The sequence below is a fragment of the Bacillus sp. Root131 genome, from assembly GCF_001429475.1.
Taxonomy (GTDB): Bacteria; Bacillota; Bacilli; order Bacillales; family Bacillaceae_G; genus Bacillus_A; species Bacillus_A thuringiensis_S.
The window spans coordinates 1,810,418-1,831,060 of record NZ_LMJQ01000001.1; the positions used below are offsets into that span (position 1 = coordinate 1,810,418).

Sequence of the window (20,643 nt, forward strand, 5' to 3'; positions counted from 1 at the left end):
GCCATTTATAAATTTAGGTAAAGTACAAAACTGCTTAATATAGCAGTTTTATGCGGTTTTAAGAAAATAAGGTTTTGTAAGTTATTTATGACGGGATTAAAACCAGATATTCTTGAACCGATGGTAGATTTAATTAAAGAAGTTGAGCCTGGATATAGCGGTATTTTTGCGGTATCAGAAGTGGAAGCGGCCATGCGTGATACTCGTACGAAGAAAACGAAAACAGTATGTACATTTTGTGGTGTAGGTTGTTCGTTTGAAGTGTGGACGAAGGGGCGTAAAATCCTTAAAGTACAGCCATCTTCAGATGCACCAGTTAACGCAATTTCCACTTGTGTAAAAGGGAAATTTGGTTGGGATTTCGTAAATTCTAAAGAACGAATTACAAAACCTTTAATTCGTAAAAATGGAACGTTTGTTGAATCTACATGGGAAGAAGCATTGAATGTAGTTGCAAGTAAATTAGGATCGATTAAAGAAGAGTACGGTAAAGATGCTATCGGTTTTATTTCTTCATCTAAAATTACGAATGAAGACAATTACGTTATTCAAAAACTAGCCCGACAAGTATTTGAAACGAATAATATTGATAACTGCTCACGTTATTGCCAATCACCAGCAACGGATGGTTTGTTCCGTACAATTGGTATGGGCGGTGATGCAGGAACGATTAAAGATATTGCGCAATCTGGTCTTGTTATTATTGTAGGATGTAATCCGACAGAAGGTCATCCTGTTTTAGCTACACGTATTAAACGTGCACATAAATTACACGGACAAAAGTTAATTGTAGCTGATCTTCGTAAAACAGAAATGGCAGAGCGATCAGATGTCTTTATTAGTCCAAAACAAGGAACAGATCAAGTATGGTTAATGGCTGTTACGAAATATATGATTGATCAAGGTTGGCATAATCAAGAATTTATTAATGAGAATGTAAACTTCTTTGAAGATTTCAAAGAGAGCCTGAAAGAATATACACTTGAATATGGAGAAGAAATGACTGGTATTTCAAAAGAAACACTTATTCAAATGGCTGAAATGATTCGTGATGCAGATGGTACATGTATCCTTTGGGGGATGGGAGTAACGCAAAATACAGGTGGCTCTGATACTTCCGCTGCGATTTCAAACTTACTTCTTGCAACAGGGAACTATCGTCGTCCAGGAGCAGGTGCATACCCACTTCGAGGTCACAATAACGTACAAGGTGCTTGTGATATGGGTACTTTACCAGGATGGCTTCCAGGATATCAGCACGTTACTAACGAAATGGAACGTGCGAAATTTGAAACTGCTTACGGAGTGAAAATTGATAGTGAACCAGGTCTTAATAATATTGAAATGCTTCACGCAATTGACGAAGGAAAAATGAAAGCAATGTATCTTGTCGGAGAAGATATGGCTCTTGTAGATTCTAATGCAAATCATGTACATGAAGTGTTAACGAGCCTTGATTTCTTCGTTGTGCAAGATGTTTTCCTTTCTAAAACTGCTCAATATGCAGATGTTGTATTACCAGCAGCGCCATCTCTTGAGAAAGAAGGTACTTTCACAAATACAGAGCGCCGTGTCCAAAGATTATATCAAGTTCTTCCTACGCTAGGAGATGCGAAACCAGACTGGTGGATCGTCCAGGAAGTTGCGAATAAACTAGGTGCAAACTGGAATTATAGCCACCCAAGTGAAATCTTTGCTGAAATGGCAAGTTTATCACCATTGTTCTCGCAAGCGAACTATGAAGTGCTTGAAGGATGGAACAGTTTCCATTGGGGAAGTTTTGATGGAACGAATACACCACTTCTGTTCCAAGATGGATTTAACTTCCCAGATAAAAAAGCTCGTTTTGCGATTGCTGACTGGGTACGTCCAGCTGAATTTCCAGCCGAGTTTGACCTTCACATTAACAACGGTCGTATGCTTGAGCATTTCCATGAAGGGAATATGACAAATAAATCAACAGGTATTCAAACGAAAGTACCTGGTGTTTTCGTTGAAATCTCTCCAGACCTTGCAAAAGAACGTGGCGTAAAAACAGGTTCGTTAGTTCGTCTTGTCTCTCCTTTTGGAGCATTAAAATTACGTGCACTCGTTACAGATCGTGTAAAAGCGAATGAGTTATATTTACCGATGAACTCTACAGATAACGAAACGGCAATTAATTTCTTAACAGGTCCTGCTGTGGATGTACGTACGAATACACCTGCGTATAAACAAACGAAAGTACGTATGGAAGTGTTAGAAGTTGATGGCGAAAATCCGATGCCAAAAGCGAACCCACGCAATAAAAAACGTCACCCTCAAGCTGGAATTGAGGTACATCGTAAGTGGGCACGTACAGGGTATGTGCATTTAACGGATAAGTAGGAGGAGAAAACTATGGCTGCACCTATAAAAATGATTCAAAAACAAGAATTAACTGAGGAAGAAATAAAACAGCAAAAGTTAGATGATTTAAAAGAGCTTCTAACTAATAATGAAGAAGCTCTAAATCAGATGTTTAATATAGTAGGGGAATTAAATGACATTGGAATGCTAGAAGCTGCAAATTCTATGCTAAAAGCGAAAGAACCAATTGCGAAGATTGTTCTAGGTCAAGTAACTCGTGAGCCTGTTACAAATTTAATTAATAATATGATGGGCGCTGCAGGTGCGTTAACTGAACTTGACCCAGAACTTACGAAAAAGCTTATAGGTAGTTTATTAGTCGGGCTAGAAGAAGGTAATGAACATCTAGAAAGTAATAAAAAAGTAGGGGTATTCGATCTTATGAAAGTATTGAAAGACCCAGATATTAACCGTGCGATCGGGTTTGGGCTTCATTTCTTAAAAGGAATGGGGAAAGGGTTAAAAGACGAATAAACTTCATGAAGTGAACCTTTTCGCCCAAATATTTGTACGAAATAGTTTGGGCGGAAGGCTCATTTTGGTAAAATATATAATAAAGTAAAATGAGGCTTTTGGGAGGTATAATTGTATGTCAAAAAAAGTACATGAATTTAATGATATGATCCGAAAACTTCGAAAGGAACTTTTCGGAAAAGGACCGGAACGAATTCATACTGTTTTTGCAGAAAATATGGCTATAGCGACTCTTTATGGAAACTTAACACCTACTGAAAAATTTATTTCAAGTACGATGGACGGTGCGGAAATGGTTCATCTGGCTAGAACAAAAATGATTCAAGAAGTGTATGCTGCGAATTCCCGTGAACATTTGGAGGAACTTGTTGGCGCGAAATTAGTGAATTTGTTTTCAGATATGAAAGTAGAAGAAGATATTGCAGTTTCGGTATTTGTTTTTGATAAAAATATAACGTGAGAGAAGGATACTGATCGTGAAACCGATACAGGTAGAAAGAGAAATCTTTCGTTATGAACAAGAGGTATTTAAGCATATAGAGGACAGCATTGTAACAGAGTTTCCTGTCACCATTAAAATGAACGGACAGGAGTTTGTTACAATGGTTAGTACTCCAGAATATATAGAAGATATGGTAATAGGCTTCTTAGCATCTGAAGGAATCATTCGAAAGTATGAAGATATTGATAGTGTATGGGTGCAGGAGAAAGAAGGATTTGTACATGTAACAACGACAAAAGTAAATCCGTATTATGAACAAATGCAAAATAAACGATATATTACGTCTTGTTGTGGTATGAGTAGGCAAGGATTTGTTTTTGCAAATGATGCACTAAGTGCAAAAAAGATGAAGGGTGTCCATGTACAGGTTGCTGCCGATGATTGTTTTCGGTTAATGAAAGAAATGCAGCAATCTGCGGATACGTTTCATCATACTGGCGGGGTTCATAATGCAGCTTTATGTGATGTGAATGGTATTATTTTAAGCCGAATGGATATTGGTAGGCATAATGCACTAGACAAAATTTACGGTTATTGTTTAAAAAACGATATTTCTATAAAAGATAAAATCATTGTTTTTAGTGGTCGTATTTCTTCGGAAATATTATTGAAAGTTGCAAAAATCGGTTGTGAAATTATACTATCAAAATCAGCTCCAACTGAGTTAGCTTTGCAACTAGCGGAAGATTTAGGTATTACGACAATAGGATTTATTCGTAATCACTCCTTAAATGTGTATACCCATCCAGAGCGTGTTTTAAATATAAAATAAAAGTGAGGCAATGAAGATGAAATCAGTTACATTAGACAAGTTGCAACGTCCGTTAAAGGATTTACGTATTTCAGTTACTGATCGCTGTAATTTTCGCTGTCGATATTGTATGCCAGAAGAAATATTTGGTCCTGATTACTCGTTTTTGTCTAATGACAAAATTTTATCTTTTGATGAAATTGAAAGGATAACACGTATTTTCGTTTCTTTAGGTGTGAGAAAATTACGGATTACAGGCGGAGAACCGTTACTTAGAAGAGGGCTTCCAAAGCTTATTGAGCGGCTTCATAAAATAGATGGTGTAGAAGATATCGGTTTAACAACCAATGGATCGTTACTTAAAAAATTTGCTCCTGATTTATATAAGGCGGGACTATCACGTGTAACAGTTAGCTTAGATTCCTTAGAAGAAGAGCGGTTTTTCTATTTAAATGGTAATAGGAGCAAAGTGCAAAGGGTTCTGGAAGGAATACAGGCTGCAGCTGAAGTTGGAATGAAAATTAAAATAAACATGGTCGTTCAAAAGGGAAAAAACGAACAGGACATTTTGCAGATGGCGCAATACTTTAAGGAAAACAAGCATATTCTTCGTTTTATTGAGTATATGGACGTTGGAAATTATAATGGTTGGGATTTAAAAGAGGTCGTCTCTAAACAAGAAATAGTAGATACGATTCATCAAGTTATGCCGTTAGAACGGATAGAAGCAAATTATTCTGGTGAAGTGGCTACTAGGTATCGTTATATAGGAAGCGACGAGGAAATAGGTATTATTTCATCGGTAACAGATTCTTTTTGCTTATCATGTACGAGAGCTCGTATTTCTGCAGAAGGAAAATTATATACTTGCTTATTTGCTTCTAAAGGAAATGATTTAAGAGAATTGCTTCGTTCTGAACATACAGATGAGGACATTACAGATGTAGTACGCGATATATGGAATAATAGGGAAGATCGTTATTCAGATGAACGCTTAAATCATAAAAATAAGAATACAATACCTAAAATTGAAATGTCACATATCGGTGGTTAATATATAAAGCTAGCGTCATAGTGAAAAATGGGGAATTTACAAGAGTTGTGGATTTTCTATTTTATAGTAAAAGTGATGATTGATATCTCTGTAAAAGATGTGCAGAGAAATTAAGCAGCATTCAAAAACCTTTATTTTGAGGAGGTTTTTTGAAGCTGCTTTTTTATTTGGAGAAAATGGAGGAATGGGTAATGGCATTTCATAAGCCGGAACAAATTGCTGAGCTTGTCATTGAGGCCGGTGTTCAAAAAGTAAGACAGACATTGCCAGCGATGCTTATTCTCGGTTTTTTAGGAGGAGCGTTTATTGCGATAGGTTTTTTACTTAACATTCGAGTTTTAGGGAATTTACCTGAGCGCTGGGGGAGTCTAGTGAATGTTTTAGGAGGAGCGGTATTTCCTGTTGGACTTATGCTCGTAGTATTAGCAGGAGGAGAATTAATTACGGGAAATATGATGTCACTGTCTATGGCGCTTTATGCAAAGAAAATTACATTGATAAGTGTACTGAATAACTGGGTTTGGATTACTCTCATGAATTTTATTGGGGCAATTTTCGTTGCGTATTGCTTTGGACATCTTGGCGGATTAACAGAGGGAGAGTATTTAAATAAAACAGTAGCGATAGCGGAAGGGAAGTTACATGAATCATTTGGAAGAACTTTAATTTTAGCAATTGGTTGTAATTGGCTCGTTTGTCTTGCTCTTTGGCTCGCTTACGGGACGAGTGATTTTGTCGGAAAAATCATCGGAATTTGGATTCCAATTATGGCATTTGTAGTGATTGGATTTCAGCAAGTAGTAGCAAATATGTTTGTCATTTCCGCTGTTATTTTTGCTGGTCATCTAACGTGGATGGATTTGGCTAAAAATTTTGTTCCTGTTTTTATCGGAAATGTAATTGGAGGAGCTGGGTTTGTTGGTTTTGCTTACTTTGCTTGTTATCAGAAACAACATTCTAATATGAAATAGAGTTCTTGAGAGGAAGGGTATGTAATGGCTGATCGGTATTCACGACAACAGTTGTTCAAACCAATTGGGAGTAAAGGACAAGAAAAAATTCGAAATAAACATGTGTTAATTGTAGGGGCAGGCGCATTAGGAAGTGCAAGTGCCGAAAGTTTCGTACGTGCAGGTGTTGGCAAGTTGACGATTATTGATCGTGACTACGTTGAATGGAGTAATTTACAAAGGCAACAATTGTACTCTGAACAAGATGCGAGAGAGAAAATGCCGAAAGCAATTGCTGCAAAAAATCGGTTAGAACAAATTAATTCGGAAGTACAAATACATGCTTTCGTAATGGATGCAACTTCAGAAAATATGGAAGGTCTATTAAAAAATGTAGATGTAATCATTGATGCAACAGATAATTTTGATATTCGATTTGTAATAAATGATTTATCACAAAAACATAATATTCCTTGGGTATATGGTTCTTGCGTTGGATCGTATGGTATGAGTTATACAATTATTCCGCAAGAGACACCGTGTTTACATTGTATGCTGAAAAATATTCCTGTTACAGGTGTGACATGTGATACCGCTGGAATTATTAGCCCGACTGTTCAAATCGTCGCAGCATATCAATTGGCAGAAGCACTCAAAATTTTAGTGGAAGATTTCTCAGCAATTAGAAAAACATTTTTCATGTTTGATATATGGAGTAATCAAAATCATTTTATAAAATTAGGGAAAATAAAAACAGACGCTTGTCTCTCATGCGGTTTGAATCGAACTTATCCTTATTTATCATACGAAAATCAAACGAAAGCAGCTGTTTTATGCGGAAGAAATACAGTTCAAATTAGAACAGTAGACAATAGGAAATACAATTTTGATGATATAGAAAAAGTATTACAAAAACTGGGGAAAGTAGATCGGAATCCGTATTTACTATCTTGCCAATTCGATGATTACCGCGTGGTTGTTTTTCGAGATGGTCGTGTTTTTATTCATGGTACAAATGATATTTCGAAAGCGAAACAACTATATTATCGCGTATTCGGTTAATAGAGAGGGTGTCAACAATGGAAAGAAGAGTGCCAATTACGGTTGAAGAAGCTGTTCGTAAAGTGATGGGATTTGCTGATAAAGGCTTAAAGGAGCTATTACCAATTGAATTAGCTTATGGACGTATATTAGCAGAGGATTTAATAGCTGACCATGATGTACCGTCATTTAATCGTTCGCCGTATGACGGATTTGCTATTCGAGCAGAAGATACTAATTTAGCAAGTTATGAAACGCCAATTGTATTTGAAGTAGTGGGTGAAATTGGTGCAGGATCGCTATTCCATGAGAAAGTAGGTCCGTTTCAAGCAGTTCGAATTATGACGGGAGCACAAATTCCGAATGGGTGTGATGCGGTTGTTATGTTAGAGCTGACTCGTCAATATGAGAAGAATGGCAACAATTATATGGAAGTGAAGCGATCATTCAAAAAGGGCGACAATATTTCTTTTCAAGGTGAAGATGCTCGTAAAGGAACGGTTCTTGCAAAGAAAGGATCGTACATTAATCCAGGTATTTCAGCTCTTCTTGCTACATTCGGTTATAGTGAAGTGCCAGTTGCGAGAAAGCCTGTAATTGGACTGTTAGCGACTGGGAGTGAATTGCTTGATGTCGATGATTCATTACAGCCAGGGAAAATCCGAAATAGTAATACGTATATGATATTGTCTCAAATTCGAAGAGCAGGCGGCAGAGTAAAATATTTTGGGAAGTTTAGTGATGATTTTAATACATGTTTTACAGCTGTGAAAGAAGCGCTTGGGCAAGTGGATATGTTAATTACAACGGGCGGTGTATCAGTAGGAGATTACGATTATTTACCAGCTATTTACGAAAAGTTAGGTGCCTCTGTTCTTTTCAATAAAGTTGCAATGCGGCCAGGGAGTGTTACGACTGTAGCACAATTAAATGGCAAGTTATTATTTGGTTTATCAGGAAATCCATCAGCTTGTTATGTAGGGTTTGAATTATTCGTAAGACCGTGTATTCGGGCGTATATGTTTAGTGAAAAAGTACATTTAAAAAGAGAAAAAGCATTATTAGGAGAAGATTTTCTAAAACCGAATCCATTTACAAGATTTGTACGAGCGAAATTGCAATATGATGAGGGGAAATTAATAGCTTATCCATCAGGTTTTGATAAATCTAGCTCAGTTTCCTCATTGGCAGAATCAAACGTGTTTATCGTATTGCCGGGCGGGACAAGAGGATATAAAAAAGATATGTTTGTCGATGTTCTTTTATTAGAAGATAACGAAGGTAGTGAATGGCCTTGGACATTTCATAAAGTGAGAGGTGGTTCTAATGGGACAAGTGTTATTTGAGATTGTAGATAATCCGATTTTAGTTGAAGAAGTAACGAATAAAGTCGCAAGAAGGGAAGTGGGTGCGATTACAACATTTATTGGTACCGTGAGAGAACTTACAAAAGGAAAACGAACGCTACATTTAGAGTATGAAGCATATAAACCGATGGCAGTAAAACAACTTATGAGAATTGGTGAAGAAATTAGTGAAAGATGGCCGGATGCAAAAGTAGCAATTACGCACCGTGTAGGGCGGCTAGAAATCATGGATATTGCGGTAGTCATTGCAGTTTCATCACCGCATCGTAAAGTAGCTTATGAAGCGAATGAGTACGCGATTGAACGTATAAAACGAATCGTTCCAATTTGGAAAAAAGAATTTCGGGAAGATGGAACGATGTGGGTTGGAGATCAACTTGAAAACACACCATATCCAGAAGGAAAACCAAAGAAGGAAGAATGAGAAAATGATTACAATTTTATTGTTTGCAAATTTGCGTGAGGAAGTCGGATTGGATCAATTAATAATTTCAGAAAAACAAGAAATGACTGTTGGGCAATTAAAAGAATGGTTGAAAGATAGTTATCATTTGCAATCCTTGGATACAGTAATGGTTGCAATTAATGAAGAGTTTGTAACGAATGAAGAGATGATAAAAGTAGGAGATATAGTCGCATTAATCCCGCCCGTTAGCGGAGGGTAATAAGCTTTTTCAACAGATGAAGCGCCGAGAAGATGTTGTATATAAATTAGAATAAGAGAAGGGATGAGTTCTATGCTTACTCAAGAACAAATAATAAATGCATTAAAACATGTAGAGGATCCAGAGTTACACAAAAGTGTTGTAGAATTAAATATGGTTAGAAATATACAAATGAACGGAACAGAGGTTAAACTTGAAGTAGTACTAACAATACAAGGTTGTCCGTTAAAAGCAAAAATTCAACAAGATATTGAAGAATCACTTCACGCAATTGGTGCCTCTAAAGTGGATGTAACATTTGGTTCTATGACACAAGAAGAACGTGCAGCTTTAACAGAGAAGTTAAAGAAAAATAGTAGAACAGAAACTGGTATGCCGAGCATGCTTCGCCTTGATTCAGGAGTACGGTTTATTACTGTAACGAGTGGAAAAGGTGGAGTTGGAAAATCAACGGTGACAATTAATCTTGCAACTGCACTAGCTCGTATGGGCAAAAAAGTGGGGATATTAGATGCAGACATATATGGTTTTAGTATTCCAGCTATGATGGAAACGAATAAGAAACCAACGATGATTGATCAAACAGCAATTCCGGTCGTTAGTCACGGTGTTAAAATTATGTCGATGGGATTTTTTACGGAAGGAAATAACCCGGTTATGTGGCGCGGACCGATGTTAAATAAATGGATTCAAAATTTCCTTGCGAATACGCACTGGGGAGAATTAGATTATTTACTTCTTGATTTACCACCTGGTACAGGAGATGTTGCTATTGATGTTGCAGCAATGATCCCGCAGGCGCAAGAAATTATCGTTACAACACCACACAATGTAGCTTCGTTCGTAGCGTCTAGAGTAGGAGTTATGGCAAAGCATACGAAACACGAGATTTTAGGGATTGTAGAAAATATGGCTTATTATGAAGAGCAAGATGGATCGAAAAACTATCTCTTCGGAAAAGGTGGCGGCGAAATGCTTGCAGAACAATTGCAAACAGAAGTGATCGCGCAAATACCTTTTGCAAAACGAGAAGAAAATAACGGTTCATCTGTATATGATGAAGACTCTCTTGTAGGAGAAGTGTTTACATCGTTAGCTGAGGATATTATTTATAGAGGATAGAGGGGGAAGTTTAATATGGCATGTAACATTGATCATTCTATTGAAGATGTGATGAATAAGCTTGAAAGTCAAAAGAGTTTTTTACCTGAAGGGATCTTTAAAGAGTTAAAGAGTTTTTTGCAAGGTATTCATTCACAGAAATTATTAAATGATGTTTTTCACCTCCTAAAAAAGTATGATTTAGTCAGTGAGGAAGAACGAGAGACGAGAAACGCACAATTATTGTACATTTTGAATTAAGTACTCTTTGGCTTTAGAATTTTTTCAGAAGGGGTGAATGTAATGAATATGAAAAAGATGATTGAAATGGTAGAAGCAACTAAAGTGACTGACGAAGAATTATCGATTTCTACTTTACATCAAAAGCTTGTGAAGTTGTATAGTCAAAAAGATTGTGCAGAGTATACGGAGTTATTAAAATATATTTTATCATTATCCGTGCAGCTGAAGCTGAATCTCGTATTGAAATATTTTGGTGTGCGTCCGGTTGTTGCTGCAGACGAGCGTATGCAATTTCAAGAGATATTTAAATGCTTAGCTAAGAAAGATGAGAATGGGGAATGGTTTCTAAATTTTGTTTCTTTATATGTAGGGCTAATTGTAGTTCTTCATTTTGATGAGAAAGTGATTGAGAGCAATTTTTTTGATGATATGGTAGTGGGTAAATGTAATGAAATATAAGATTCTGCTCATAACGTTTTTCTATTTAAATGCTTTAATTGCGATTTTAGTTGGTTATATAAATATGAAGGCAATTAATTAAGAAAAAGGAATGAAACTAGTTGGATAAAAAGAGTTCTTCAGTTGTTTCCGTCGTTTTTTCGTGTTACTATTAATCGAATTTTTCATAAGGAGAGAAAGCGATGAAATGGATTTATTTTCTTATTATTAACGTTATAGCTTTTAGCCTTATGGGGCTTGATAAACGAAAAGCAAAGAAGAAACAGTGGAGAACGCCAGAAAGTACGTTGTTTTTATCGGCGGCAGCTGGAGGAGCAGTTGGAGCTTGGATCGGCATGTATATGTTTCATCATAAAACTCATAAAAAGAAATTTGTTTTCGGCATACCGTTACTTGTTGTAATAACGGTATGTTTATTATTCGTTGTATGAGAAATGTCGAAAGAAATGCAGATTGATTATTGGTAAAGTGAGCATGTGAGACCGTATAATGGAGAAAAAATGAGAAGAGGAGAAAAAGGAAGATGGGGAGTCAATCAGCAGAGCAAAAAAAAGGAATACTATATGCGGCTGGTGCTTACACGATGTGGGGAATTCTACCGATTTATTGGAAATGGGTTGAGGAAGTTCCAGCAGATGAAATATTAGAGCACCGCATCGTTTGGGCATTTGTTTTTATGTTACTTGTATTAGGTGTTACGAAGAGGTTTCGCCAGTTTATTGGGGAATTTGTGAATCTTTTTAAACGACCTAAATTATTAATGTCATTAACAATAGCTTCAGTCTTGATTAGCGGAAACTGGTTTGTTTACATATGGGCCGTTAATCATAATCATGTTATTGAAGCGAGTCTTGGCTATTATATTAATCCGCTTATTAGTATTTTACTTGGTACAGTCGTTTTAAAGGAAAAGTTAAACTTTTGGCAATATGTTGCAGTTGGTTTAGCAGGAGTAGGGGTTGTCATTTTAACAGTACGTTTCGGATCTATTCCGTGGGTTTCTCTTTCACTTGCCTTTTCATTTGGATTATACGGATTAACGAAAAAACTATTAAACTATGATGCTACAATTGGACTTACGATGGAAACCATGTTAGTGACGCCGTTTGCGATCATTTATCTTGTTATGACAGGAGCACATGGTTTCGGCTCATTTGGATCTATTTCAATGTTATCAACGTTACTTTTAATAGGAGCAGGTATTGTAACAGCATTACCACTATTTTATTTTGCAAAAGGAGCACAACTTATTCCGCTTTATATGGTGGGATTTTTACAATATATTGCGCCAACAATTAGCTTAATTTTAGGTGTATTTGTATTTGGTGAACATTTCACATCTACACATATGATTGCATTTTTCTGTATATGGGTTGCTTTATTTGTATTCTCGGTAGCGAAAACAAAGTTTTTAGTGCAGAAACAACCGAAATTTATAAAAAATAAATCAGCAAAAGTATCATAATGCGTAGTATTTTCTACGCATTTTTCTTTATACTTATATTATATAGAATTTCCATTATAGTCAGTAAGGAGCTGAGAACATGGAAACAATTTTACATAATGATCCGCTTATGGCAGCTGTAATTTCATGGTTTTTAGCACAATTAACGAAAGTAGTCTTTAAATTAGTTAAAACGGGTGAATTTGATTTTGCAAAGTTTTTTGCTTCAGGTGGGATGCCAAGTTCTCATGCTTCAACAGTTACAGCGCTTGCTACAGGAGTTGGAGTTGTGGAAGGTGTGGAAAGCTCGATGTTTGCGGTTGCTGCTATTTTTGCCATTATTGTTATGTATGATGCTTCAGGAGTAAGGCTTGCAGTAAGTAAACAAGCAAAAATATTGAATGACTTTTTTCACGGTAGAGAAACAGAATATAAGAAGTTAAATGAACTTGTTGGGCATACACCGTATGAAGTAGTAGTCGGTGCTTTATTAGGGATTATTGTCGGAGTAGGATATTGTTTATGAGCAGAACATTTTATATGTTCTGCTTTTCTTTGTTTTCATACATATTCAGCTACCTTTTTGAATATCGTTATACGGATTTCGAAAGGGTGGGTGAGTAACTTGTTATTATATGAAAAAGTGTATGAAGAAATAGCGAGAAGAACAACTGCACTTCAAACGATGCAACGGCAAGATGGTACGTGGCGGTTTTGTTTTGAAGGAGCGCCACTAACAGATTGTCATATGATTTTTTTATTAAAATTATTAGGTAGAGATAAAGAGATAGAACCGTTTGTAAAAAGATTAGCATCACTCCAAACAAATGAAGGAACATGGAAATTGTATGAAGATGAAGTGGGTGGTAATTTATCTGCTACAATTCAATCTTATGCTGCCTTACTTGCATCGGAAAAATATACAAAAGAAGATGCGAATATGAAGCGAGCGGAAATGTTTATAAATGAGCGCGGGGGGGTGGCGCGTGCTCATTTTATGACGAAGTTTTTATTAGCGATTCATGGAGAATATGAATATCCTTCTCTCTTTCATTTGCCAACACCAATAATGTTTCTGCAGAACGATTCCCCCCTCAGTATATTTGAATTGAGTAGCTCAGCACGTATCCATTTAATTCCGATGATGTTGTGTTTAAATAAACGATTTCGAGTAGGGAAAAAGTTATTGCCAAATTTAAATCACATTGCAGGCGGGGGCGGAGAATGGTTTCGGGAGGATCGGTCTCCAGTTTTTCAAACGTTATTAAGTGAGGTGAAGAAAATTATAACGTATCCACTTTCTTTGCATCATAAAGGATATGAGGAAGTAGAACGTTTTATGAAAGAGCGTATTGATGAAAATGGAACATTATATAGTTACGCAACTGCCTCGTTTTATATGATTTATGCTTTACTTGCATTAGGGCATTCTATTCAATCGCCAATTATTCAGAAGGCTATAACGGGAATCGCATCTTATATATGGAAGATGGAGAGAGGGAGCCATTTGCAAAACTCTCCGTCAACTGTATGGGATACAGCTTTACTCAGTTATGCTTTGCAAGAAGCTCAAGTTCCGAAAGCAAGTAAAGTGATTCAAAATGCATCAGCGTATTTACTAAGAAAACAGCAAACGAAGAAAGTAGATTGGAGTGTACATGCACCGAATCTATTCCCAGGTGGTTGGGGCTTTTCGGATGTGAATACGATGATTCCAGATATTGATGATACAACTGCTGTGTTAAGAGCACTGGCGCGAAGTAGAGGGGACGAAAATGTAGATAATGCTTGGAAGAGAGCGGTTAATTGGGTTAAAGGATTGCAAAATAATGATGGTGGTTGGGGAGCTTTTGAAAAAGGGGTAACGAGCCGTATATTAGCAAATTTACCAATCGAAAATGCAAGTGATATGATTACAGATCCTTCTACACCAGATATTACAGGAAGAGTGCTAGAGTTTTTTGGGACATATGCGCAAAATGAATTGCCCGAGAAACAAAAACAAAGTGCGATAAATTGGTTAATGAATGTACAAGAGGAAAATGGATCATGGTATGGGAAATGGGGAATTTGTTATATATATGGTACATGGGCAGTGTTGACTGGTTTACGGTCACTAGGAATACCATCTAGCGATCCATCATTAAAACGAGCAGCTTTATGGCTTGAACATATACAGCATGAAGATGGTGGCTGGGGAGAATCTTGCCAAAGTAGTGTGGAAAAAAGATTTGTTACTTTGCCGTTTAGTACACCATCACAAACGGCATGGGCGTTAGATGCTCTCATTTCTTACTATGAAAAAGAAACACCAATCATTCGAAAAGGTATTTCATATTTGCTCTCCAACCCTTATGTAAATGAAAAATATCCTACTGGAACAGGTTTACCAGGTGGGTTTTATATTCGTTATCATAGTTATGCTCATATATATCCGTTGCTTACTTTGGCTCATTATACAAAAAAATATAGAAAATAAACCGAGAGATGTCTCTCGGTTTATTTTGTTGGGTAGTAGGTCCCTTTTGAAAAGAATAAGGTTGTGATGTACCTTATTTTTCGGTTGACTGGCGTTTTTGACGTGCATCAGCGGCATTTGCACGTGCGTTTGCTTCTAAGTCATTGTGGTCAGCGAGTTCGCGAGAGAACTCAACATCAATGCCATCAGTTGCTTTGCTTTGTTTGAAATTCTTTTTGTTCATTCGACACAATCTCCTTGCGTTTATGCGACGTTGCAAAGTTAGTTTGACACAAATAGACTTTTTTATACAAAGAGGAATTGGAAAGCAAAAAGCCGAAATATACAGTATAAGTAATAGAAATGGGGGATAGGAATGGAGTTTTTAAATGGGAAAACAGCTGTTGTAACAGGAGCTGCACAGGGAATTGGAAAAGAGATTGCAAGGGTTTATGCAAAACTAGGGGCGAAAGTATTAATTAGCGATGTAAATGAAGAGAATCTACAAAAGACGACACGTGAGTTATCAGATGAAGGATATGAAGTGTGCTCATATCGATGTGATGTGAGTAATCAAAATGAAGCAAAGTCGTTAATTGAATATGCGGTTCAAAAATTTGGTACATTACATATTTTGGTGAATAATGCTGGAATTACAAGAGACGCAATGTTACATAAAATGGAGAAGTCTGCTTGGGAACAAGTATTACAAGTGAACTTAACTGGAGTTTTTTATTGTATGCAACCAGCGCTTCTTTACATGAGACAACAAGGGTATGGACGCATTATTAACATATCTTCAATTAGTAGAGAAGGAAACATAGGTCAAGCAAATTATGCGGCTACAAAGGCAGGAGTTGTAGGATTAACAAAAACAGCAGCGAAAGAAGTTGGAAGTTTCGGTATTACTTGTAATGCGATTTGTCCGGGGTTTATGGATACAGATATGACAAAAACGATACCAGATAAAGTGAAAGAAAAGATGGTGGGCGCTATTCCAGTTGGTAGAATTGGAACGCCAGAAGATATTGCGAACGCAGCAGCCTTTTTAGCATCAGAATACGCATCTTATATTACAGGTGAAGTATTAAATGTGAGCGGAGGACTGCAAGTTTAAAGGAATACATAATGAAAAGAACCTGACCAGGTAAGTCAGGTTCTTTCTCATTAATTTAAGTTAAGCCAAACGCTCTTCACTTCTGTATAGTTATTTAATGCGTAAGATCCCATTTCACGGCCGAGACCAGATTGTTTAAATCCTCCAAATGGAGATGCTGCATCAAAGACGTTATAACAGTTTACCCATACTGTACCTGCACGTACTTTACTTGCAACATAGTGTGCAGTTTTAACATTTTCTGTCCATACACCAGCAGCTAAGCCAAATTGAGATTTATTCGCACGTTCAATTACTTCATCAATATCGTTAAACGGTATTGCAGAAATAACTGGACCGAAAATTTCTTCTTTTGCGATCGTCATTTCGTCATTTACGTCAGCGAATACTGTAGGAGAAACGAAGTAGCCTTGATCGAATGGATTATTTCCTCCGCAAAGTACTTCAGCGCCTTCTTCAATCCCTTTTTCAATGAAGCCCATTACACGTTTTTGTTGTTCTTCGGAAACGAGAGGACCGATTGTAGTTTCTGGACTTAGACCAGCGCCTTGATTTAATTTTTTAGAATAAAGGACGAGATCAGCCATGACATTATCATACATTTTCTTCGGAACAAATAAGCGTGATCCAGCAGAGCATACTTGTCCTTGGTTAAACATAACACCAGAAAGTGCACCAGGAATCGCGCGAGATAAATCAGCATCTGGCAAGATGATATTTGGTGATTTACCGCCTAACTCAAGTGTAACGCGTTTTAATGATTCGGATGCTTGTCGCATAATTTGTTTACCGACAGGAGTAGAACCGGTAAATGCAATTTTATCAACGAGTGGATGATTAACGAGAGCTTGTCCAGCTGATTCACCGAATCCAGGTACGATATTAATAACACCTTTCGGGAATCCAGCTTCTTCAATTAATTCAGCTAAGTATAGAGCAGATAGTGGAGTTTGTTCTGCAGGTTTTAAAACGATTGTACATCCTGTAGCAAGCGCTGCTCCCATTTTCCACATTGCCATAAGAAGCGGGAAGTTCCAAGGGATAATTTGACCAACGACACCAACAGCTTCATGGCGTGTATAGTTAAAGTAATCACCGGAAACAGGAATTGTTTGACCAACGATTTTCGTAGCCCAGCCAGCGTAATAGCGCATATGCTCAATTGCAAGTGGTATGTCTGCTGCCATTGTTTCACGGATTGGCTTTCCGTTATCTAATGTTTCGAGCTGTGCAAGCTCTTCTTTATGTTCTTCCATTAAATCAGCTAACTTGTACATGAGACGGCTTCGCTCAGCAGTGCTCATACGAGACCAAGGACCTTCGTCAAAAGCCATACGAGCTGCGACTACAGCTTTATGAATATCTTCACGACCAGCTTCAGAAACGACGGCAAGTGTTTCACCAGTTGCTGGGTTAGGTGTTTTAAATGTTTTTCCGGAAGCGCTTTCAATGAAAGATCCATTCACATATAACTTTTTTGTACCTTGAAGAAAATTTTCTACCTTTTCATGAAGATTTACAGCTAGTTGACTCATTGTATAACCCCCTTGAAAATATAATGTAAACGCAGTACGAGACGGCGCTTATTCCGAAATCAAGGATGTGGAAACTAGATGGAAAGCCTCTAATTAAAATCATAATTAATAAATACTGAAAATTCAAATTTCATTTGTGTTACAATTGTAAAAAATATGTAATGTAACAGAACCTTCTATATGATTGTAAAAAATCCTGCTTGTTTTTGCTTTCTAGTAGGAAAAACTAGAAGAACAATGGTACAATAATACATCGTGAGAGGAGGGGGAAAAATGAAAGATTATCATGATGATCCACGCTTTCGAATAGCCCATAGAGAAGCGTTAATTGGTCTTGGACTTGCTATTATTAATTTTATAATATGGTACGGATTCGCTTATGGGCTTGGTAGTAAAAATCCGAGTGAATATACATATGTATTCGGTTTTCCCACATGGTTTTTTTATAGCTGTATCGTTGGATTTATCGTTATGGTTATTTTACTTAGTTTAGTTGTTCGTTTTGTATTTCAAGATATTTCACTCGATGAGGAAGAAAAAAGTGAGGAATAATAGATGAATTGGTATGTAATCATTCCAATGATAATTTCGTTTATCGTTGTATTTTTAATTGGTGTATATGCTTCAAGACGCGTGCAAGCAACTGCTCATAATAAATTTTTACAAGAATATTTTCTAGGTGGGCGTGAGCTAGGCGGTTTATTATTAGCGATGACAATGATTGCTACGTACGGTAGTGCAAGTAGCTTTATTGGTGGCCCTGGTATTGCTTACAATATGGGGCTTGGATGGGTACTGTTATCTGCGATTCAAGTTGTAACAGGGTATATCGTTTTAACGGTTATCGGTAAAAAGTTTGCAATTATCGCTAGGAAGATGGAAGCAATTACTCTTATCGATTATTTAAAAGGGAGATACAATAATAAAGCAGTTGTTATACTCTCTGCGTTATGTATTATTATCTTTTTATTTTCGGCGACAGTAGCCCAGTGGGTCGGCGGTGGACGATTAATTGAGTCACTAACGGGTCTATCGTATACAACAGCACTATTTTTATTTACTTTTTCTGTACTTGTGTACGTATTAATTGGTGGATTTCGTGCAGTCGCGCTATCAGATACATTATTAGGAATCATTATGTTAGTTGGAACGACAATCATTTTAATTGCTACTGTCATTGCTGGTGGTGGAATTGAAAAGATTATGCAGGAACTTGTTCAAATTAATCCAAATTTAATTACACCATTCGGAGCAGATGGCAGTTTAACGAAATCATATGTTACATCATTTTGGATTTTAATTGGAATTGGCGTTGTAGGTTTACCGCAAATTAGCGTGCGTGCCATGTCTTATAAAAATTCAAAAGCTATGCACCAAGCTTTAATAATTGGAACAGTTGTCGTTGGTACAATTATGATCGGTATGCATTTAACAGGTGTATTTGCAAGAGTAGTACTTCCAGGTATAACGGTACCAGATAAAGTAATGCCGCTACTTGCGATGGAAGTGTTGCCACCGTGGTTAGCTGGAGTTTTCTTAGCCGCACCAATGGCAGCGATTATGTCTACAGTAAACTCTTTATTATTACTTGTAAGCTCGTCAATTATTAAAGATATATACGTAAATTACATAAAGAAAGATGCAGCAGACAGTACGATAAAAAAAGGAAGTTTGTGGATTACTGGTATTGTAGGACTACTCGTTTATGCAGCGGCGATTAAACCACCAGATTTTTTAATATGGCTAAATTTATTTTCTTTCGGTGGATTAGAAGCAGCATTCATTTGGCCAATCGTATTAGGGTTATATTGGAGGAAAGGAAATGCTACAGGAGCGCTTGCTTCCATTTTCGTTGGAGTAGGTTCATATATGTGTATTCATCTTTTCTATCCAAATCCGTTCGGTATACATACAGTTGTCTTCCCAATTTGTTTTGCGTTTATCGCTTATGTTATTGGAAGTATGAGTGCTGTAAAAAAAACAGTATAGGTTAGCTGAAGAACGTAGTCCTTATAGGACTGCGTTTTTTCGTATGAATTTGTTCTTTTTTATTCTGTATATCCACGTTTATTCATAAATTAATAACAACTGAGGGGATGGAGTTGAGGTCGATGAAAAAAGTGTTATTTTTAGGAGACCCAGGCATTGATGACTCTTTAGCAATTATGTATGGATTGTTGCATCCTGATATTGATATTGTTGGGGTAGTAACGGGATATGGAAATGTAACACAAGAAAAGGCGACAAGTAATGCCGCATATTTATTGCAAATGGCAGGACGGGAAGATATACCTGTTATTAATGGTGCGAAAATTCCTTTATCCGGAGATGTTACAACGTATTATCCAGAAATTCATGGGGCAGACGGTTTAGGGCCAATTAAACCTCCAAAAACTTTTTTGCCAAATATAAAGCCTTTTTGTGCATTTTTTGATCTTCTTGAAAAATATAAAGGGGAATTAATAATAGTCGATGCTGGTAGATCAACAACACTAGCGACGGCATTTATTTTAGAAAAGCCGATGATGAAGTATGTGAAAGAATATTATATAATGGGCGGTGCTTTCTTAATGCCTGGCAATGTAACACCAGTCGCAGAGGCGAATTTTCATGGTGATCCGATTGCGTCGCAATTAGTTATGCAAAATGCTAAAAATGTGACATTAGTACCACTTAACGTTACATCGGAAGCAATTATTACGCCGGAAATGGTAAAATATATTACGAAACACTCTAAAACGAGTTTTAATAAGTTAATCGAGCCGATATTTACGTATTATTATAAAGCTTATAGAAAGTTAAATCCGAAAATAAAAGGAAGCCCAGTACATGACGTCGTTACAATGATGGTTGCGGCAAATCCACCCCTTTTAGACTATGTATATCGTCGTGTCGATGTAGATACAGTTGGAATTGCAAAAGGAGAGAGTATTGCTGATTTTCGGCCGCAACCTGATGCAAAAGCATTAAAAAATTGGGTGCGAATTGGTTGGTCGTTACATTATAAAAAGTTTCTTGAGGATTTTGTGAAATTTATGACGTAGACATAATGGGAGCATACAAGTTAAAATAATGGAGATGGTTATTTAAATGA

The 20,643-nt window shown here is 36.9% G+C and carries 22 protein-coding genes and 1 pseudogene; 21 read left to right on the top strand and 2 right to left on the bottom strand.

Annotation, left to right across the window (positions count from 1 at the left end; all coding sequences use genetic code 11):
• Positions 1 to 84: 84 nt before the first annotated feature.
• The 17 genes and pseudogenes from fdhF to ASE54_RS09200 all read left to right on the top strand — a co-directional run.
• Positions 85 to 2,367, top strand: a pseudogene (gene fdhF, locus ASE54_RS09120) (formate dehydrogenase subunit alpha); the annotation flags it as partial.
• A 12-nt stretch (positions 2,368 to 2,379) separates the two neighbouring features.
• Positions 2,380 to 2,862 (top strand): DUF1641 domain-containing protein, encoded by a 483-nt coding sequence (locus ASE54_RS09125; protein WP_000729897.1) that lies wholly within the window; start codon positions 2,380 to 2,382, stop codon positions 2,860 to 2,862.
• A 115-nt stretch (positions 2,863 to 2,977) separates the two neighbouring features.
• Positions 2,978 to 3,322, top strand: a complete 345-nt coding sequence (locus ASE54_RS09130) for a DUF2294 domain-containing protein (RefSeq protein WP_000039580.1) — start codon at positions 2,978 to 2,980, stop codon at positions 3,320 to 3,322.
• A gap of 16 nt (positions 3,323 to 3,338) precedes the next feature.
• The gene (fdhD, locus tag ASE54_RS09135; protein ID WP_000802662.1) at positions 3,339 to 4,136 is read left to right on the top strand and encodes a formate dehydrogenase accessory sulfurtransferase FdhD; all 798 of its coding nucleotides are present in this window, start codon (positions 3,339 to 3,341) and stop codon (positions 4,134 to 4,136) included.
• A 16-nt stretch (positions 4,137 to 4,152) separates the two neighbouring features.
• Complete coding sequence (gene moaA / locus ASE54_RS09140; protein WP_000844114.1) at positions 4,153 to 5,169, top strand: GTP 3',8-cyclase MoaA; 1,017 nt, start codon at positions 4,153 to 4,155, stop codon at positions 5,167 to 5,169.
• A gap of 191 nt (positions 5,170 to 5,360) precedes the next feature.
• Positions 5,361 to 6,140, top strand: coding sequence for a formate/nitrite transporter family protein (locus ASE54_RS09145; protein ID WP_000863998.1), 780 nt, complete (start codon positions 5,361 to 5,363; stop codon positions 6,138 to 6,140).
• 24 nt (positions 6,141 to 6,164) lie between these two features.
• The gene (locus ASE54_RS09150) at positions 6,165 to 7,181 is read left to right on the top strand and encodes a molybdopterin-synthase adenylyltransferase MoeB (protein ID WP_000785263.1); all 1,017 of its coding nucleotides are present in this window, start codon (positions 6,165 to 6,167) and stop codon (positions 7,179 to 7,181) included.
• A 17-nt stretch (positions 7,182 to 7,198) separates the two neighbouring features.
• Positions 7,199 to 8,506, top strand: a complete 1,308-nt coding sequence (glp, locus tag ASE54_RS09155) for a gephyrin-like molybdotransferase Glp (RefSeq protein WP_000442187.1) — start codon at positions 7,199 to 7,201, stop codon at positions 8,504 to 8,506.
• Complete coding sequence (gene moaE, locus ASE54_RS09160; RefSeq protein ID WP_000531885.1) at positions 8,487 to 8,951, top strand: molybdopterin synthase catalytic subunit MoaE; 465 nt, start codon at positions 8,487 to 8,489, stop codon at positions 8,949 to 8,951. The genes glp and moaE overlap by 20 nt, the downstream gene beginning before the upstream one ends.
• Before the next feature lie 4 nt (positions 8,952 to 8,955).
• The gene (moaD, locus tag ASE54_RS09165; RefSeq protein ID WP_000628473.1) at positions 8,956 to 9,192 is read left to right on the top strand and encodes a molybdopterin converting factor subunit 1; all 237 of its coding nucleotides are present in this window, start codon (positions 8,956 to 8,958) and stop codon (positions 9,190 to 9,192) included.
• A 72-nt stretch (positions 9,193 to 9,264) separates the two neighbouring features.
• A complete protein-coding gene (locus ASE54_RS09170; protein WP_000957496.1) occupies positions 9,265 to 10,314 on the top strand; it encodes a P-loop NTPase in 1,050 nt (349 codons plus the stop codon).
• Between the two features lie 15 nt (positions 10,315 to 10,329).
• A complete protein-coding gene (locus ASE54_RS09175) occupies positions 10,330 to 10,554 on the top strand; it encodes a hypothetical protein (protein ID WP_000752380.1) in 225 nt (74 codons plus the stop codon).
• Positions 10,555 to 10,596: 42 nt separating this feature from the next.
• A complete protein-coding gene (locus ASE54_RS09180) occupies positions 10,597 to 10,995 on the top strand; it encodes a hypothetical protein (protein WP_001056282.1) in 399 nt (132 codons plus the stop codon).
• Between the two features lie 182 nt (positions 10,996 to 11,177).
• Positions 11,178 to 11,426 carry a DUF1294 domain-containing protein gene (locus ASE54_RS09185; RefSeq protein ID WP_000871349.1) on the top strand — a complete coding sequence of 83 codons (249 nt, stop codon included), beginning with the start codon at positions 11,178 to 11,180 and terminating at the stop codon, positions 11,424 to 11,426.
• A 92-nt stretch (positions 11,427 to 11,518) separates the two neighbouring features.
• Entirely contained in the window at positions 11,519 to 12,460 is a 942-nt protein-coding gene (gene rarD / locus ASE54_RS09190; RefSeq protein ID WP_000535542.1) for an EamA family transporter RarD, read from the top strand.
• Positions 12,461 to 12,539: 79 nt separating this feature from the next.
• Positions 12,540 to 12,965 carry a divergent PAP2 family protein gene (locus ASE54_RS09195; protein ID WP_000447819.1) on the top strand — a complete coding sequence of 142 codons (426 nt, stop codon included), beginning with the start codon at positions 12,540 to 12,542 and terminating at the stop codon, positions 12,963 to 12,965.
• Positions 12,966 to 13,064: 99 nt separating this feature from the next.
• Positions 13,065 to 14,918 carry a prenyltransferase/squalene oxidase repeat-containing protein gene (locus ASE54_RS09200; RefSeq protein WP_000928168.1) on the top strand — a complete coding sequence of 618 codons (1,854 nt, stop codon included), beginning with the start codon at positions 13,065 to 13,067 and terminating at the stop codon, positions 14,916 to 14,918.
• Between the two features lie 73 nt (positions 14,919 to 14,991).
• Here the strand turns inward: ASE54_RS09200 and ASE54_RS09205 are convergent, their stop codons facing one another.
• Positions 14,992 to 15,141, bottom strand: coding sequence for a YfhD family protein (locus ASE54_RS09205; protein WP_001035815.1), 150 nt, complete (start codon positions 15,139 to 15,141; stop codon positions 14,992 to 14,994).
• 132 nt (positions 15,142 to 15,273) lie between these two features.
• On the opposite strand from ASE54_RS09205, the gene fabG reads away from it, so the two are divergent.
• Positions 15,274 to 16,014 carry a 3-oxoacyl-ACP reductase FabG gene (gene fabG / locus ASE54_RS09210; protein WP_000395038.1) on the top strand — a complete coding sequence of 247 codons (741 nt, stop codon included), beginning with the start codon at positions 15,274 to 15,276 and terminating at the stop codon, positions 16,012 to 16,014.
• Positions 16,015 to 16,064: 50 nt separating this feature from the next.
• On the opposite strand, the gene dhaS is transcribed toward fabG, so the two are convergent.
• Positions 16,065 to 17,549: an aldehyde dehydrogenase DhaS gene (gene dhaS / locus ASE54_RS09215; protein ID WP_000080306.1), complete on the bottom strand. Its 1,485-nt coding sequence runs from the start codon at positions 17,547 to 17,549 to the stop codon at positions 16,065 to 16,067.
• Between the two features lie 273 nt (positions 17,550 to 17,822).
• Between dhaS and ASE54_RS09220 the strand changes: the two genes are divergently transcribed.
• The 3 genes from ASE54_RS09220 (at position 17,823) to ASE54_RS09230 (ending at position 20,593) form a co-directional block, all read left to right on the top strand.
• Positions 17,823 to 18,101: a DUF997 family protein gene (locus ASE54_RS09220; RefSeq protein WP_000656243.1), complete on the top strand. Its 279-nt coding sequence runs from the start codon at positions 17,823 to 17,825 to the stop codon at positions 18,099 to 18,101.
• 3 nt (positions 18,102 to 18,104) lie between these two features.
• Complete coding sequence (gene panF / locus ASE54_RS09225) at positions 18,105 to 19,538, top strand: sodium/pantothenate symporter (protein ID WP_001104822.1); 1,434 nt, start codon at positions 18,105 to 18,107, stop codon at positions 19,536 to 19,538.
• Positions 19,539 to 19,660: 122 nt separating this feature from the next.
• Positions 19,661 to 20,593: a nucleoside hydrolase gene (locus tag ASE54_RS09230; protein WP_000756462.1), complete on the top strand. Its 933-nt coding sequence runs from the start codon at positions 19,661 to 19,663 to the stop codon at positions 20,591 to 20,593.
• Positions 20,594 to 20,643: the final 50 nt, after the last annotated feature.